The organism is Burkholderia sp. BCC0405, from assembly GCF_902833075.1.
In the GTDB taxonomy this organism is placed as follows: domain Bacteria; phylum Pseudomonadota; class Gammaproteobacteria; order Burkholderiales; family Burkholderiaceae; genus Burkholderia.
This window is the reverse complement of sequence record NZ_CADFEO010000005.1, coordinates 214,791-229,749: the sequence shown is the minus strand read 5'-3', so window position 1 is coordinate 229,749 and position 14,959 is coordinate 214,791. Positions and strand designations below refer to the sequence as shown.

The window sequence follows — 14,959 nt, the reverse complement described above, 5'->3', positions numbered from 1 at the left end:
CCATCGGACGCGACTATTTCGCATAGAGCACTCCTTCGAGAGTCCACTGATTGTTCTGGTAAGCGAGGCGCTGCACGCGTAGCCCCGGCACGTCGATCGCGCGCACGAACTCGGGCGGCGCGACGCCGCCGAGGCTCGCGTTCAGCCGGTACGCGCGCCACCCGACCGCGGCGGCCGCCTGCTGCGCGAGATTCGCGAGCGGGGCCCGCGCCGCCTGATCGGGAAGCAGCGGGTCCAGTTTAGCCACGGCATCGAGCCATTGGAGCCGCGACAGAAGTTGCGTCCTGACAACCGAATCGTCGACGAGCGGCGTGTCCCCCGCCGTCGGCGCGGCGAGCGGCACCTCGAGCGTCGCGCGTTCGCCGTCGGTGTCGACGATCGCGTCGGGCTCCGCGGCGAGCAGGTAGCGCACGTTCGAGCCGTTGCGCGCCCACGTGTAGTGCGCCGCGTCCGGTGTGCATTCGTAGCGATCGAGCCGCCAGCCGCCCGGCGCGAGCCGGCCGAAGCGCGTCGCGCATGCGCGCGCGAACCCGACCGCGTCGGGCAGCGCCGCCCACGGCGGAACGACGGGGCCGCGCTTCGCCTGCCGCGCGGCGAGCTCCGCGCGCACGCGTTCGAGCGCCGCCTCGCGTTGCTCGTCCTCGACCTTCGCGCGATGATGCCAATAGGCGAACGCACCGCCGCCCGCGACGCACACGAGCGCCGCGGCGGCCAGCGCGGCGCGCGGCGACAAGCGCCGCTCGATGGGCCGCAACGCCCACCCGCGCTCGGTACGCGGCCGGCCGCCGCGGCGCGGCAGCAGATCGTCGAGCCGCTTCGGCTGAAAATTCTGGAAGCCCTGCTTCTCGAGCTCCAGCTCGCCGATCACGACGTTCCAGCCGCCCCACGCGTAATCGGTATGCAGCCGTTCCAACGCTTCTTCGCGAGTGCCGACCCAGTCGCCGTTCGGCATGAACGCGTGATCGCGCACCGCGAAGTACGCCCAGCGTCCGTCGGGCAGCGCGAACGCGCCGAGCCAGTTCGGCGCGGGCTGCCGGCGGCCGTTGTAGAACGCGCCTTCGAGCGCGATCGCGCGCGACACCATCGCGCCGAGCGACAGATGCCCGGGCGCGAAGCCGTCGCGCGTGTTCGCATAGCCCGCCGCCGCGCCGCCGCGATCGATCCGCAGCACCATCAGGTCGAACTTCAGCTTCTTCGCGAGTTCGACCGCTTCGGCACGCAGCTCGTTGCGCCTCGACAGCGACTGCCAGAACAAGCCGCCGACGAAACGCTGGCGGCCGATTTGAATCACCTGCGCGCTCATTGCCGGCTCCGTCAGGCGCCGCCGCGCTGCGTAACGGGCGTGATCAGGATCACGATCACCTCGCGCGAGCGTTGCGCCTCGTAGCCGCCGCCGAGCGCGAACATCTTCGGCGTGCCGATGCCGCGCTCGTCGAGCGAATCGTTCGTGCCCTCGTAGCCGCTGATGACGAGCGTCTCGCCCGACTTCATCGCGACCCGCTGCAGGGAGTTGCGCATGTCGACGTCGGGCGTCTGGATCCGCGTCGCGCCGCGGCCCGTGCCGCTCGACACTTCCTTCAGCTGGAGCAGCGACGAGATGTTCGTCGAGAACTGCAGCATCACGGTGCCGTCGTCGAGCACGTGCGGCAACAGCGTCATGTTGAAGCCCGTCGTCACCGTGCCCGGCGTAAGCGCGGTCGACGAGCCGACGTTCGCGGTGTTCGTCGTCGACACCGACGCGAGATAGCCCGTCTGCGTCGCGACCTGCACGGGCACCGGCTGGTTGTTGAGCGTGGTGACCGACGCCGACGTCTTGCGCCGCACCGTCCCCTGCTGCGACAACGCGCGAATCAGCAGCTTGGTGCCGTTGAAGCGGCTCGTCGGGCTGAGCACCGTCGCGGACAGGTCGCCGGGCGTCACCGCGGCCGGCATGAACGGGTTGGAGATCCCGAATTGCGCCGACACCGTCTTGTAGACGAGGCTCCAGTCGATCCCGTATGCGTCGCCCGCCTTCAGCGACACGCTGAGCACCGTCACGTTGAGCATCACCTGCCGCGACAGCGAGCGGTTCTGCTGCGCCATGAACTCGGCGACGCGCTCGATCACGTCGGGCGTATCGGTCACCGAGATCGAGCCGGTCGCGGGCGACGCGACCGAGCTGCCGTAGCGCGACAGCATCGACTGGATCGCGCTCTGCAGCCCGTTGAACACGGACAGCTGCGAATTCACCGCGGTGTTCGCCGTATTGTTCGCGGTGAGGCCCGTCGTGCCGGAGCCCGAGCCGCCCGCGCCGCCGCCCGAGCCGCCGGACTGCGAGCCGCCCGACGTGCCGTCGCTCGTCGCGCCGCTCACCACCGACGCGTTCAGCGACGAGTCGCCGGGTATCGCGCTGACCTGGAACGTGCGGGTATCGGTGAAGAAGAAGCGGATCGTCCCCTGCTCGTATTTCCAGAATACGCCGAAGCGCGCACAGGCCGCGTCGAGCAGGCCGCGCAGCGTGCCGCCCGTGTACAGGATGCGCGCCGGCGCGAACGACGTGCCGGCGCCGCCGCCGTCCGCGCCGCTGCCCGCCTTGCCGCCGCCGGACGGCCCGCCGCCCGGCATGCCGGGCGGCAGCGGCGGCACCGAGCGAGCGCCCGCCGCGTCGAGGAACGCGGGTGCGCCGCGCGCGACGCTCTCCGCGCCGCCGCCTTGCTGCGAACGCGCGGCCGCCTGCTGCGCGCTCGCGGCGACCTGCGTCGGAACCTGCGTGAGCCGCGTGATCTGCTCGGCGAATTCGGATAACGAAGAAACCGCGCGGTCGAACGACGCCGGCTCGCCGAATAGCGCGGGGAGCTGTTCGCGGCGCTCCAGTTTCACGGCGCCCGCCGACACCCACAGCCCGTTGTCGACGACGACAGGCGACAGCGCGTACACGCTGTTGTCGCCGTCTGCGGCGCGCTTGAGGAGCGCGCCGGATTCATCCGAATCGCGTCGCACGTCCCGCTCGATGTCGCTGCGCAGCCCGGTGCAGCCGCTCAGCAGCGCGGCGGCCAGTAATGAAATAACGAAAAAGACGCGCATCAGCCCGCTCCCTGCGCGACGACGCGCAACACGTGATTGCCTTGATAGAGAATCGCCTGGATCGGCGTCGCCGTGCGGCCGAGGCTCGCGACGAGCACTTGCAGCGCGTCCTCGAACGAGCCGCGCAGCGTCGCCTGCGCGTCGATGCTGAAATCGACCGGCGCATCCCAGACGAGCTGCCAGCCCGCCGTGCGCGCCCATCGCAACAAGACGCCGCGGATCGTGCCGTCGGACGCGCGCACGTCCCAGACGGGTGCGTCCGCAACGGGCAGCGACGCGAGCCGCGCGGCCGCGGCCGGCGCGGCCCCGGCTGATGCCGATGGCGATGCCGCGCGCAAGACGTCGGCGCGCGTTGCCGTCAGCGGTGCGTGATCGAAGCGCTCGACAAATGGGCCGCCGCTCGCCGGATCGGTGCCGGCGGGCGGGCCGCTCGCCGCGCAATCGGTTGCAAAAAGCGCGGTCGCGATGAACGCGGCCGCGGCGACCGTAGCGCCGTGCATCATGATTGTCCTCGTTACCCGACTGCTGCCGTGCGCCGCTGGCCCCCGCGCTTTGCTGCTCGATGATCCCGGATGCCGCGTCCGGCGCCTCGGCCCGCCTGCGCGGCCGGAAATGGCTTTCCGAACATGGGATTACCGCAGCGTTACATAATAGGTCTACGCACGCAGTCGCATTATTGAAGTGATTATTGCGCGGCAAATATACCCCGAACAGTTTGACAAAAGCTAGTTTGCATGCAAAATTAAATAGACCATTCAATTTCCTCTTTCACCGCGCGATATGCGCCGCCCGATCCATTCATTCGAACTGCCAAGATGAACCAGCATGCCGCCGCCCCGCTGCGCGATCTCGCGGGCGAAGTGCTCGGCCTGATCGACCTGAAGCAGATGTTCACCGACATCCACATCGAGCAGGACCGCCCCGTCACGATCAAGACGCCGCGCGGCTGGGTCGAGACGAGCGACGAACCGGTGCTCCTCGACGACATGCGGCCGCTGCTCGACGCGATCGACGAGCATTGGGAAGCCGCGCTGCGTCAAGGCACGCTCGATCGCCCGTTCGTCCTCACGCGCTGCCGGCTGCGCTGCCACGTGTACCGCGCGGGCGGCGGCCGCAAGATCGTGATCTCGATGCGCCGGCTGCCGCTCAAGCCGCTGCCGCTCGAGGAGCTCGGCCTGCCCGTCTACGTGCGCTCGATGCTCGACAACACGAAGGGCATCATCCTCGTCACGGGCCCGACGGGCTCGGGCAAGACGACGACGATCGCGTCGCTGCTCGAGCACATCAACGCGACGCGCAACACACATATCGTCACGATCGAGGAGCCGATCGAATACTATCTGGAGCGCCGCCAGTCAATCATCTCGCAGCGCGAAGTACCGACCGATACGCCGAATTTCCCGCACGGGCTGCGCGAAGCGCTGCGGCAGAAGCCTGACGTCGTGATGGTCGGCGAGGTGCGCGACGCGCAGACGGCCGACACCCTGCTGCAAGCGGGCGAATCGGGGCACCTCGTGCTCGCGACGATGCACACGGGCAGCGCGGTCAGCGCGCTCAACAAGCTGCTGTCGTTCTTTCCGGTCGAGCAGCGCGACCGGCACGCGGTCGCGCTCGCCGAATCGCTGATCGGCATCGTCTGCCAGAGCCTCGTGCCGAGCGCGGACGGCGAAAGCCTCGTGCTCGCGAGCGAACTGCTGTTCAACAACAACAACCAGGTCGCGAAGCTGATCGCGGATCCGGCGAAGCTGCACCTCGTCAACGAGTTCCTGCGGCGCCGCGAGGACAACATGTCGCGCTCCCTGAACAACGACCTCGCCGCGCTCGCGGCCCGCAACCGGATCTCGACGAAGGACGCGTTACGGGCGACCTACAATCGGATCGAGCTGAATGAAATGATGCAGTCGATTGTTAATCGTTAAGCGCGCATCCGATCCGGCATTTCCCATGCCGATCTAAAATCGAAAAAAAATCGTATAAACATCCCGAATCCGGCGCCAATCGACTGGTGGAATTAATTTCAAAAGCCGCTTGTCGTCGCGCGTCTAAATCATGCCGGACCGTCGTTCAATAATGCGTGGGGTTTGCATCAATTGCCGAGCAGGCGCGTCTGCGTGCTGAGGCCGAGGCCGTCCGGCGGCGTCGCCGGCGAATGCGCGCGTAACGCCGCGCGCGTTTGCGTCGCGGGCTTCGCGGTTTCGGGGAAGCTGGCGATTGCGCCTGCCGCGGCCGGCGCACGTCGCGCCTGCGCGGTCGGCGATGCCGGCGGCGGCCGGCGCACGGGATCGGCGGACGTCACGCGCGGCGTCACCAGCACGAGCCGCTGCGCGTCACGTCCGGCGGCAAGCGGCAGCGCGAGCGCCACGCATTCCCCTGCCGAGAGCGTCGCGCCGGACACGGTTTCGCGCGACGACGATGCGCCGGCCGAGCGGCTGTCGCGGTCCGCCCAACGCTCGACGATCCGCATGTCGAGCGCATAACGGCCGGCCTGCGCGGTCTCGCGCGGCGTAACCCGCATCGCGAATCCGTTCCGCTGCGCGTCGAGCGATCGCGCATCGCCGTCGCCCGACGTGACGAACACCTGCCGCAGACGGCCGAAATCCGCGCTGTCGTCGGGGAACGTCAGCATCGAGCCGTCGGCGTCGATCGATGCGTCGCCGTGCGCGGCAAGCTCGGCGATGCGCGCGTGCAGCGGCACGCAGCCGTCCGGCGCGGGCGCGATCGCCACGCGCGCGGCGGTTGCGCCGGAGGATACGGATGCCTGCGTGTCGTCGCGCCACCGCAACCCGAGCGCGTCGAGCTGCGCGCGCGCGAGCGTCGCGCCGAACGCATCGATCCGAATCGACGCGGGCAGCGTATCGAGCTGCGCGACGAGCCGTGCATCGCGCGCCAGTCGCGCGGGCACGTCGCGGATCAGCACGATGTTCGAGCGTGCATCCGCGTCGACGATCGGCAGCGACGCCGTGAATTCGCGCACGCCGGGCACCGCGCGCGGCGCGATGCCGTCCTGCTCGAGCCGGCGGCGCAGCCGCGTCGCGAGCCCCGGCAGCGACGCATCGCTCGCGTCGCCGCGCACGGCGCGGTCAGCCGCGGCGCGCGCATGCAGCCTGAACGCGCGCGTCTCGGTCCGCACGCGGGCCTGCGCGGCTTCGTCGAGCGCGCGCGCGGCGGCAAGCACGAGCGCGACGTAGCGCGGCGGGCCGGCGACCCGCACGATCCGCGCCGCGTCGTCGTAGCCGGGCCGCCAGCGCTCGTCGACGATCCGCTGCCGTGCGAGCGTCGCGCGCAGCTCGGCCGGCGTCGCGTAATTGAGCCGCACCGCCGCACGCTCGAACGCATCGGGCGCGACGAGCTGCAGCACCGCGCCATCGTAGTACGCCGCAAGTCCACACGTGCGCGCGACCCAGTCGACGAAATGCCGCGGCGGCAGCGCCTCGCGCACGTCGAGCCGGCACGACGCGCCTGCGTCCGCGTCGATCGCGACGCCCGAGCGGCGGCTCAGTTCGCTCAACGCGGCGGCGGCGCTCACCGGCCCGACGCGATAGTCAAAGCGCGCGAGCGGCCATGCGAGCGGCACCGCGTGCAGCGCCGGCGCATGGCTCGCGAGCGCGAGCGCGATGGCGGCAGCCGACGCGGCCGCGCGCCGCGTCACGATGCGCGATCCGCCGGCTCGGCGTCCGCGCCCAGGTTCAGGCGGTAGCCGGTCGCGTACGCCGCATGCACGGTCCAGCCGAGGCCCGCCGCTTTCAGCCGGCTGCGCAACCGGCTCACGTACATGTCGACCGTGCGGGTCTGCGCGGACGCTTCCGTGCCCCACACGAGCCGCAACAGATCCTGCCGCTGCACGACGGTGCCGGGATGCTCAGCCAGATGCCAGAGAATGTCGAACTCCTTCGCGCTGAATGCGTGCGACGCGCTGCCGTCGGACACGGTCAGCGTCGCGCGCGACAACACGCAGCCGCCGAGCTGCATGCGCCCGCTGTCCACCGACAGCGCCGCGAAGCGCCGCAACAACGCGCGCACGCGCGCGAGCAGCGTCTGCTTCTCCAGCGGCTTGATCAGGAAATCGTCCGCGCCGGCGTCGAGAATCTTCACGATGTCTTCTTCGTCCGAATGCACGGTCTGGAAGATCACCGGGACGATCGAGCGCGCGCGGCCACGCACCCACCCGAGCAGCCGCTCGCCCGTCATCCCGGGCAAGTCCCAGTCGAGCACCAGCAGATCGGCCCAGCTGTCGCCGAGGAAGCGGCGCGCGTCGAGCCCGTCGTCGAACGCCTCGACACGGTAGCCCTCGGCCTTGAGCCAGGTGACGAGCAGCGTGCGCTGCACCGGATCGTCCTCGACGACGACGATCTGCTTGGGCTGCTGCACGGTGCGCTGCATGTTCGGTTCGGACATCGCGAAAATAGGGTTCGTCAAGCGAAAAGGAAAGGATGCCGGCGCTCAGCCGTCGGGCGTGACGCTCGCGCGCCAGCGCGCGATGCCGTCCGGTACGGCCGAAGCTGCCGCGCCTGCCGGCGCGGGCATCGGCAAGCGCATCACGAACGCCGTGCCGACGCCGCGATTCGATTCGGCGTACAGCGTGCCCGCATGCGCGGCGGCGACCTGCGCGGCGAGCTGCAGCCCGAGGCCGAAGCCCATCGAGCCACGCTTCGCGAGCGGCGCGAAATCGGTCATGCGCCCGTCCGTGGCGAGGCCCGGCAGGCCGCCGGCCCAATCGCGGATCGTCACTTCCGCGTGCGCGTCGCGCACGTGCAGCCGGATCTCGACGCGCGCGCCCTGCCGCGACGCCTGCACCGCGTTGTCGATCAGGTTCTGCAGCGCGCGGGCGACGAATACGCGCGCGCCGTGCAACCACAGCGGCACGGCGTCGTCGAGCCAGAGCTGCAACGCGACGCCGCGATAGACGGCGCCCACTTCGAGCTTCGGCACGAGCTCGCGCAGCATCGAGCGCAGGTCGAAGCGCATGAAATGGCGCTGCCGGAGATCGTCCGTCGCCGACGCGACAAGGTAGTCCTGGCCGAGCAGCAACGCGTGCCGCGCGAGTTGCGCGATCCGTTCGAGGCCGCCGCACGCGGCGAACGCGTCGGGATCGGCGTCGTGCAACTGGGTCAGCGCAAGTATCGAATTCTGCGGCGAACGCAGGTCGTGCGCCAGAAAGCGCAGCGACGCGACGCGCTCGTCGAGTGCGCGGCGCAGCGGCGTGACATCGGCGACCGTGACCGTCGCCGCGATCGCCGGATCGTGCTCGACCGGCTGCAGCGTCAGCCAAAGGATCGCGTCGTCGGTTTCGAATTCGAATCCTTGTTCGAGCATGTCGAACAGCGCGGCGGGATCCGCGGCCGCCGCGTCGCCGAGCAGCGCGTGCAGCGGCTGCCCGGCGGCGAGCGTGCGGCCTAACAGCGCGTGCGCGCGCTCGGTGGCCGCGACGATCGCGCCGTCGCGGTCGAGCGCGAGCGTGCCCCACGCCTGCCGGGCCTGCATCACTTCGAGGATTCGGGCGTCGGCCCGTTGCGACACGATCAAGTTCGACTCCGGCGGACGTCGCGGTCCGAGAATGATGGGACGGGCCGCGACGCGGCGGCGCGAGCGCGCAGTGTGCACCGATTCGAAAGCGCGTGTCCAGTGCCGCCGCGCCGCGCCGTCCGCGCGTTCAGAAATCGTTCTTCTGGTCGACGTCGCCCGTGCTCACCGTCACTTCGTCCGGCGTGAACTCCATGTTGCCGCCGGCGCCGCGCTTGCCGACGTTGGCGTTCATGAACGGATTGCCGCCCGTCTCGAGGCGCTCCAGCTCCTTCGTCGCACCGGAGTTCAGTTTCACGTTGCCGTCCTTGTCGACGACGCCGACCGAATTGCCGCTGCCGTTGTACAGGTTGCCCTGCGAGTCCATCTTCAGGTGCAGCGCCTCGCCGCCCGCCTTCGTGTTCAGCTTGACGTCGCGCATGTCTTCGCCGGGCTTGTCGCCCGTCGGCGTCGTCACGTGGTTCGTCGAGGTGTCGTTGCCCGTCGGCGTGTTGCGGTTCGAATCGCCACCGATGTCCGTATCGTCGCCGTCGCCCGAATCGTCCTGCATCAGCAGCGCTTCGATTTCGTGGAGCAGCTTGTCGATCTTCTGATCGCGGCTGCTCGACGACGTCGACGAGAAGTTGAACTGCGACGGCTGGATAGTCGTCGATGTAATGCCGTTAACGCTCATGATCGTCTCGCTATGAATGTGAATCGACTGAAGGAAAGGGAACAGAACGCGCGCGGCGCTCATGCGCCAGCGGTTCGACGACAAGCTTAGGCAGCGCGTACGCGCGCGCCGCGAACCGCGCGAAGCGACGTCGCGGCGACCGAAACGATCGGTCGCGCATCGTGCGCCGCCGCCGCAACGCGCGCATCGCTTCGCCGCGCACGATGTCGCTTCGCACGCGCCGGCCGCTCGCGCGCGTACGGCGGCGATCATCGCCGACGGATCCTCTCTTCTCGACGCATCGCACCGACATGGCGATCAAATCGTGCAACAAAGCCGCATTGCGCGCGCTGCTCTCGGCCTTTTCGGTCGGGCTGCGCGCGAGCGCACACGCGGACCTCGACGAACTGCTGATCGCGCTGCGCGTCCTGCAGCCGCGCAACGCCACGGTCGACCTGTGCGACGTGCGGCTGCGGATCAGCCGGCGCGACTGGATCGGCGCGCTGCACATTCTGCGCACGCTCGAAGACCAGGAGCGCGGCACGCCGCTGTGCACGGCGCTGCAGAGCTGGTGCCTGTATGCGCTGCAAGACGACGACTGGCGGCGCTATGCGCAGACCGTGGTGCTGTCGGGGGATCGGGCGTCGACGGTGCTCGTCGGCCGGTTCCTCAAAGTAGACGAGCTCGCGGACGGCACCGGCGCGCACGACGGCGACGTCGCCGCACGCATCTCGCAACTGTTGCGGCTCGACCGGTATCAATGGGCGCGGCATATGCATGCGAGCGGGATGGGTTGAAGGTCGGGCGGGTCCGTGGTTTGCGGCGATCGTGACGCGCCGCGCATCGGTCGTCACCGTGCCACGCGAACCCGGATGCCGAATGCCGGATGCCGAGCGCCCGGATACGCGCGACTCAGCGAACCCGCATCTCCGCCGCGACTTCCGTCATTGGCCGGACGCGCCGGCGAAAGTCAGCGAGACCGCACGAATTCCGCGATGCGCGTCGCGACGAGTCGGACGCAGGCAATCGATGCCCGGCGCGGGCGCAGGCGCGGATCGTCGCGCCCTCCCTGCCGCCCCGACGCTCCCATGCAAGCGCGTCGCCGGTTCACGCCGCCCGGCGCGCCGACGCCTGCACGTCGTGGGTCGCGACGGCCTCGTCCAACGGCCCCGGCGCCCTGGTGATCGCGAACAGATAGCTGTCGCCCGCGCTCATCCCGCGGTTCGGACGCGCCTCGTAGTTGCGCACGACGCCCTCGCTGGCGAAACCGAGCTTCGGCATGAACGGCGCGGCGCGGCCCGTCACCGAGCAGAACGCCTCGATCCGGTATACGCCCGGCTGCACGATCAGCCAGTCGAGAAACCTGCGCAGCATCTCCGACCATGCGCGGGTTCGCACGCGCCCCGGCGCGAAGCTCGTCACGAGCCCGATTTCGACGCGCGGCAGGCGACCGTGCATCTCGAGGGTGCCGATCAGACGGCCGTCGCGCTTCTCGAACAGCCCCCAGCTGAAAAATGCGCCGCTGCGCCAGCCCTCGGCGAGACGACCGATGCACGCGCGCGTTTCGTCGACGCTGCGATGCATCGGCCACGGCAGGTCGAGCGTCGTCGCCGGATCGCCGAACAGCGCGTCGAAGGCTTCGCGTGCGTCGTCGGCGATGAGCGGGCGCAGACGAAGCCGCTCGGTTTCGATCAGTTCGGGTGGGCGGATGGCGTTCATCGGCTGCTCCGGTTCAGGGAATGGACACGCCGATTGTCGGGCGCCGAAGCGCGCGCGTGCCCCATGCGCGCGAAGCCGCGGCGGCGGATGCGAATCGCGATCACGCGGGCCGCGTCGCTTCGGCGACGTTCGCGCGCGGGTGTATCGCTTCGCACCGCGGTCAGCCGCGGCGCGCCTGTCGACGTACAGTGGCGCCACGTCGCCCGGTGCGCCCATTGCGCGGCAGTCGGGCGCCAAGGTCTACCTTCTTCAGGAGCCGGATGGTGCAGCCAGTATCGATCAAATCCCCCTTTCAGACCGGGGGCTCGACTCCGCCCTCGCAGAACCCGCCGTCGGTCGGCGCGCCCCTGTCCGGCGCCGCGGCCCCTCAACCGAAGCCGTCAGGCGTGCTGGGAGGCTTGCGACCGCAAGGCGATTCGACGTCTCGACCCGAGGCCCGTCCGCTGAACGCGTCGGTGCTGAAGCGCACCGCCGTCAAGCCGGACGCGGCTGGAAACAACGCGTCGCTACTCGAAGCCACGCCCGCCGAATTGCAGACGGTGGCGCATCATCCGGTTCTGCAACCGGTCGTGCTTCATTCCGCGCGCCCGCGCGAAGGCAACCTCATCGACCTGAGCGACCCGCCCTCCCCGACGAAGCCCACCGGTACGCCGCCGTCGCTGCTCGAGACAACGCCCGACGAATTGCAGACCGTCGCGCATCATCCGGTCCTGCAACCGGCCGTGCCTCATTCCGCACATGTTCCGGAAGGCAATCTTGTCGATTTGAGCGATCCGCCACCGGCACCGCAAGCCGCGCACGGGCAACCGTCGCCGCTCGGCGCCGCGCACGCTCAATCGCAGGCTGCGGGCACCCCGCCTTCGAAACCCGCATCCGCCGCCGCGCATGAAGCGCACGGCGCCCACGATGCACAGACGCTTGCCGCGGCCGGGATGCCGAGCATCCATCAGATCCATCACGAGACCGAGCAGACGATCAGGATGCAGCGTGCAATCGGGTTCGCGAACCAGCTCCTCGCGGTGGCGGAGATGATCAACAGCTTCCAGATGAAACTGATCGACATGATCAAGAAGGCGGTGTCGCGATCGTAATGCATCGCCGCGACATCGAAGCAACGCGGTGAGGCATTGGCGCGGCGAGCCAGCGCGCCGGCGTCGCCCGGACAGAACGATCGCCCGGCGTGCAACAGCCGACCGGCGGCGACGCGCCGTGCGTCGCCCCCCGCGCCCTCAACGGTCGAAGGTCTGCGAAGGCGCCTCGTCGAACATCCGCCGATAGCCGTTGACCAGTGTCGAGCGATGCTGGATCCCCCAGCGGTTCGCGATCTCGAGCACGCTCGCTGCACGCGGCCCGTCCGACAGCAGCTCGCCGCGAATCCGCTCCATCCGCTGCCGTCGGATCAGTTGGCTCGGCGACAACCCGAGAAACGTCCTGAACGCCGCCTGCAATGCGCGCTCGGTCACGTCGATGTGCGCGGCGATCTCCCGCACCGACAGGTCGCGCTGGTCGAGCCGCTCCATCAAATAGCGATACGCGCGCCGGTACTTGCCGGGCAGCCGCGCGCTGACGTCGTCGCTCGGCGCCGCCGCGTACGTGCCGCAGCGCGCGATCGCGAGCGAGGGCGCGAGCGCCGCGCCGTCCGAGCGCACGTGCCGCACCGCGGCGAGCGCATAGCGCGCATACAGCGACGACGATTCGCGAATCCGCCCCTGCTGCTCGCACACCTTCGCCGCGCAGTACAGGTAATCGAGGGTCCAGCGCACGTGCGAGCCGCAGCGCCCGGCCGCTTCGCGATACGGCGCGATCATCGCGTTGGCGACATTCGGCGCGTGCCCCGCGAGCGCCGCGAGCGCGACTTCAAGGCACACGCTGCGCTGGTAGTCGACGAGGCCCGTCTTCGCGCACCAGCTCACATGCGCATCGATCCGCGCGAGCGCCGCGTGGTCGCCGTCCGCGAGCGCGCATGCCTGGCGCATGTAGTCGACGCGCATCCGCAGCAGCGGCAGCGCATCGGCGTCGGCCGCCGGCGCGCCCGTTTCCGCGAACGCCGACAACGGCAGATCGGCCAGCGCGGAGCGCCAGTAGACGTGATCGCCGAGCGCGTCGGCGCGGCCGATCCGGTATTGCAGCAGCAAGTCCGCGCGCAGCGCGCCGGCGAGCTGCCGCCAGCGCGGATCGGCATCGCGAGCGGCTGCGTCGAGCCCGTCGAGCGCCACCATCGCGTCCTCGGCGCGGCCGAGATGATGCATGACGACGCACGCGCCGACGAGGCTCTCGAGCTTCTGCCCGACGCTCGCCGCGCGATCGTCGGCGATCCGCCGGAAACCCGCCTGCGCGACGCCGAAACGGTTCTGGAAGAACGCCTGCCAGCTCGCGTTGCGGCAGGTCGTCACCCGCGTCTGGTCGCGCGAATCGCGCAGCAGCTTCAGCGCGCGGCGGAACGTGTCCTCGGCCTCCTCGAAGCGGCCGAGCACGAACTGGATGTCCGCGTACGCGCTGACGTCGCGCACGTCGTTGGCCGGGTCGCCCGGGTCGGCGTCGCAGCGCGCGGCGACGAGCGCGGCCGCTTCGGCGAAGCGGCCGGCGAACACGCGCGCTGCGTAGGCGTCGTTCGACGCCGGATTGGCAAGCGCGGCGGCGGCGGCGAAATAGAGTGTCGAAAACATGGTGGATCCTCTCGGCAAGCGGGTTCGAATACGAAGTTCGGGCTCGATCCGCGCGCCGCGCCGCCGCTCGTCGCGGGGCGCAGCGCGTGAATGCGTGCCGCTATCGTCTCGTTCGCGCCGGATCCGCGCAGCAATTTGTGACGTTCCGTTACGATTGGCCCGCCGGTTGCGCGTGCCGCCGCCGGGCTCCGCTACACCCGCAGCCAGAAATATTCGCCGGACGCGATACCGCTGAACATCTCGTCGCCCGATTCGATGATGTTCTGCCGCCAGTAGCGGCCGTGCTCCGCATAGTGCGCGAACAGATCGGCGAGCGTCTCGCCCGTCACGTCCGGCGTGAGCGGCAATCGCATCAGCAGCACGATGCTGCCGGTGTCCGCGTCGATCCCGAGCTGCGCCTGGTCCTGCGCGTAGATCAGCAGGTTCGCCTCGAGCAGCAGCCGGTACACCGCGAGCGTGCGGCCCGCGCTGACGATGCCGTAATGGAAATTCACGTACATCGACGCCGGATCCTCGTCGAAGTACTCGATGCGCACGTCGAAGCCCTCGACGTCGATCGTGCGCGTCTCGAGCACGTAATCGACGTCCGCCAGGCCGACAACCGCGCAGACCTCCGCGACGACCTGTGCATAACGTTCCCAACTCATGACAGTTTCACCCCGGTATCCGGCGCCCCCAAACGATACAGCCGGCGCTCGCGCGCCGGCCGCCCAACACGATGCCGAACGGCAGCCGGCTTACTGCGCCGGCTTCGACGCGTCGCCGACCATCTTCGTGGCCTGCTTCTTCACGTCGTTCTCCGCCTTCGTCATCTCCTGCATCTGCTGCAGTTTCGTTGCCGCCTTCGAAAACGCGATGCCTTCCATCGTGTCCTTCGTCATTTCGCCCAGTGCACCACCGACCAATGCCGACATGATTACTCTCCAGAAAGTGCGTGATTGGATCACGCGTTGACAAAGTTCCGGCGCCGCCGCTTCATGTCGCGGCCCGCCGCTTTTTTGCCGCGCAGCGTGCGGCATCGTCGGGAACGGCTCGCGCCGCTCCGTCCGCCGCCGCACGCTGCGCGGCGAAACCGTGGCCGCTATGCGGCCGTCGCGTTCGCCTCGTGCAACGTCGCAACAATCCGCTGCGCCGCCAGCAAGCCGCGATAGACCTTCTGCAGCGCGTCGCGGTCGTAGTCGCTCGCTGCCTGAGCGGTGGCCGCGCTCACACGCTCGGCCGTCTCGCCGAGCGCCTGGCGGAGCACGCCGATCCGTACCGTCGCGTCAGGCGCCCCGAGCGCCCGCTCGAGCGGTCCGCATTCGTCCGCTGCCCGTTCCAATGCTTCGTACATGCCGTT

At 69.5% G+C, this 14,959-nt stretch carries 14 protein-coding genes and 1 pseudogene; 3 read left to right on the top strand and 12 right to left on the bottom strand.

Annotated elements, in window-relative coordinates; genetic code table 11:
* Window positions 1–13: 13 nt before the first annotated feature.
* From pilO2 to HWX36_RS10435, 3 genes are read right to left on the bottom strand one after another with little or no spacing between them, the layout of a single operon-like run.
* Entirely contained in the window at window positions 14–1,303 is a 1,290-nt protein-coding gene (gene pilO2 / locus HWX36_RS10445) for a type 4b pilus protein PilO2 (RefSeq protein ID WP_175952019.1), read from the bottom strand.
* A gap of 11 nt (window positions 1,304–1,314) precedes the next feature.
* Window positions 1,315–3,063, bottom strand: coding sequence for a PilN family type IVB pilus formation outer membrane protein (locus tag HWX36_RS10440; RefSeq protein ID WP_175952018.1), 1,749 nt, complete (start codon window positions 3,061–3,063; stop codon window positions 1,315–1,317).
* Entirely contained in the window at window positions 3,063–3,566 is a 504-nt protein-coding gene (locus HWX36_RS10435; RefSeq protein WP_175952017.1) for a toxin co-regulated pilus biosynthesis Q family protein, read from the bottom strand. Before HWX36_RS10435 ends, HWX36_RS10440 begins: the two co-directional genes overlap by 1 nt.
* A gap of 312 nt (window positions 3,567–3,878) precedes the next feature.
* Here HWX36_RS10435 and HWX36_RS10430 point away from each other — a divergent pair, with 312 nt between their 5' ends.
* Entirely contained in the window at window positions 3,879–4,982 is a 1,104-nt protein-coding gene (locus HWX36_RS10430; protein WP_175952016.1) for an ATPase, T2SS/T4P/T4SS family, read from the top strand.
* Between the two features lie 167 nt (window positions 4,983–5,149).
* On the opposite strand, the gene HWX36_RS10425 is transcribed toward HWX36_RS10430, so the two are convergent.
* From HWX36_RS10425 to HWX36_RS10410, 4 genes are all read right to left on the bottom strand, one after another.
* Window positions 5,150–6,712 (bottom strand): secretion protein, encoded by a 1,563-nt coding sequence (locus HWX36_RS10425; protein WP_175952015.1) that lies wholly within the window; start codon window positions 6,710–6,712, stop codon window positions 5,150–5,152.
* Entirely contained in the window at window positions 6,709–7,458 is a 750-nt protein-coding gene (locus tag HWX36_RS10420) for a response regulator transcription factor (protein ID WP_175952014.1), read from the bottom strand. The genes HWX36_RS10425 and HWX36_RS10420 overlap by 4 nt, the downstream gene beginning before the upstream one ends.
* Window positions 7,459–7,503: 45 nt before the next feature.
* Entirely contained in the window at window positions 7,504–8,580 is a 1,077-nt protein-coding gene (locus tag HWX36_RS10415; protein WP_175952180.1) for a HAMP domain-containing sensor histidine kinase, read from the bottom strand.
* A 133-nt stretch (window positions 8,581–8,713) separates the two neighbouring features.
* Window positions 8,714–9,319 carry a hypothetical protein gene (locus HWX36_RS10410; protein ID WP_175952013.1) on the bottom strand — a complete coding sequence of 202 codons (606 nt, stop codon included), beginning with the start codon at window positions 9,317–9,319 and terminating at the stop codon, window positions 8,714–8,716.
* A gap of 227 nt (window positions 9,320–9,546) precedes the next feature.
* Here HWX36_RS10410 and HWX36_RS10405 point away from each other — a divergent pair, with 227 nt between their 5' ends.
* Entirely contained in the window at window positions 9,547–10,032 is a 486-nt protein-coding gene (locus HWX36_RS10405; protein WP_175952012.1) for an HrpB1 family type III secretion system apparatus protein, read from the top strand.
* Between the two features lie 310 nt (window positions 10,033–10,342).
* Here HWX36_RS10405 and HWX36_RS10400 read toward each other — a convergent pair whose 3' ends face one another.
* Window positions 10,343–10,954: a GNAT family N-acetyltransferase gene (locus HWX36_RS10400; RefSeq protein WP_175952011.1), complete on the bottom strand. Its 612-nt coding sequence runs from the start codon at window positions 10,952–10,954 to the stop codon at window positions 10,343–10,345.
* Window positions 10,955–11,547: 593 nt separating this feature from the next.
* On the opposite strand from HWX36_RS10400, the pseudogene HWX36_RS37745 reads away from it, so the two are divergent.
* Window positions 11,548–12,045 (top strand): annotated as a pseudogene (locus HWX36_RS37745) (hypothetical protein); the annotation flags it as partial.
* A gap of 138 nt (window positions 12,046–12,183) precedes the next feature.
* On the opposite strand, the gene HWX36_RS10390 reads toward HWX36_RS37745, so the two are convergent.
* The 4 genes from HWX36_RS10390 to HWX36_RS10375 all read right to left on the bottom strand — a co-directional run bounded on the left by HWX36_RS10390 (window position 12,184) and on the right by HWX36_RS10375 (window position 14,953).
* A complete protein-coding gene (locus tag HWX36_RS10390; protein WP_175952010.1) occupies window positions 12,184–13,620 on the bottom strand; it encodes a helix-turn-helix transcriptional regulator in 1,437 nt (478 codons plus the stop codon).
* Between the two features lie 191 nt (window positions 13,621–13,811).
* Complete coding sequence (locus HWX36_RS10385) at window positions 13,812–14,267, bottom strand: CesT family type III secretion system chaperone (RefSeq protein WP_175952009.1); 456 nt, start codon at window positions 14,265–14,267, stop codon at window positions 13,812–13,814.
* Between the two features lie 90 nt (window positions 14,268–14,357).
* Window positions 14,358–14,534 carry a hypothetical protein gene (locus HWX36_RS10380; RefSeq protein WP_175952008.1) on the bottom strand — a complete coding sequence of 59 codons (177 nt, stop codon included), beginning with the start codon at window positions 14,532–14,534 and terminating at the stop codon, window positions 14,358–14,360.
* A 167-nt stretch (window positions 14,535–14,701) separates the two neighbouring features.
* Entirely contained in the window at window positions 14,702–14,953 is a 252-nt protein-coding gene (locus HWX36_RS10375) for a type III secretion protein (protein WP_175952007.1), read from the bottom strand.
* Between the last annotated feature and the right edge of the window lie 6 nt (window positions 14,954–14,959).

Excerpts from the sequence above, each read along its gene's own strand:
- HWX36_RS10410 (WP_175952013.1), bottom strand. The coding sequence starts at position 9,319 with ATGAGCGCCGCGCGCGTTCTGTTCCCTTTCCTTCAGTCGATTCACATT.
- HWX36_RS10420 (WP_175952014.1), bottom strand. The coding sequence starts at position 7,458 with ATGTCCGAACCGAACATGCAGCGCACCGTGCAGCAGCCCAAGCAGATC.
- HWX36_RS10380 (WP_175952008.1), bottom strand. The coding sequence starts at position 14,534 with ATGTCGGCATTGGTCGGTGGTGCACTGGGCGAAATGACGAAGGACACG.
- HWX36_RS10405 (WP_175952012.1), top strand. The coding sequence starts at position 9,547 with ATGGCGATCAAATCGTGCAACAAAGCCGCATTGCGCGCGCTGCTCTCG.
- HWX36_RS10375 (WP_175952007.1), bottom strand. The coding sequence starts at position 14,953 with ATGTACGAAGCATTGGAACGGGCAGCGGACGAATGCGGACCGCTCGAG.
- HWX36_RS10390 (WP_175952010.1), bottom strand. The coding sequence starts at position 13,620 with ATGTTTTCGACACTCTATTTCGCCGCCGCCGCCGCGCTTGCCAATCCG.
- HWX36_RS10430 (WP_175952016.1), top strand. The coding sequence starts at position 3,879 with ATGAACCAGCATGCCGCCGCCCCGCTGCGCGATCTCGCGGGCGAAGTG.
- HWX36_RS10440 (WP_175952018.1), bottom strand. The coding sequence starts at position 3,063 with ATGCGCGTCTTTTTCGTTATTTCATTACTGGCCGCCGCGCTGCTGAGC.
- pilO2 (WP_175952019.1), bottom strand. The coding sequence starts at position 1,303 with ATGAGCGCGCAGGTGATTCAAATCGGCCGCCAGCGTTTCGTCGGCGGC.
- HWX36_RS10435 (WP_175952017.1), bottom strand. The coding sequence starts at position 3,566 with ATGATGCACGGCGCTACGGTCGCCGCGGCCGCGTTCATCGCGACCGCG.
- HWX36_RS10385 (WP_175952009.1), bottom strand. The coding sequence starts at position 14,267 with ATGAGTTGGGAACGTTATGCACAGGTCGTCGCGGAGGTCTGCGCGGTT.
- HWX36_RS10400 (WP_175952011.1), bottom strand. The coding sequence starts at position 10,954 with ATGAACGCCATCCGCCCACCCGAACTGATCGAAACCGAGCGGCTTCGT.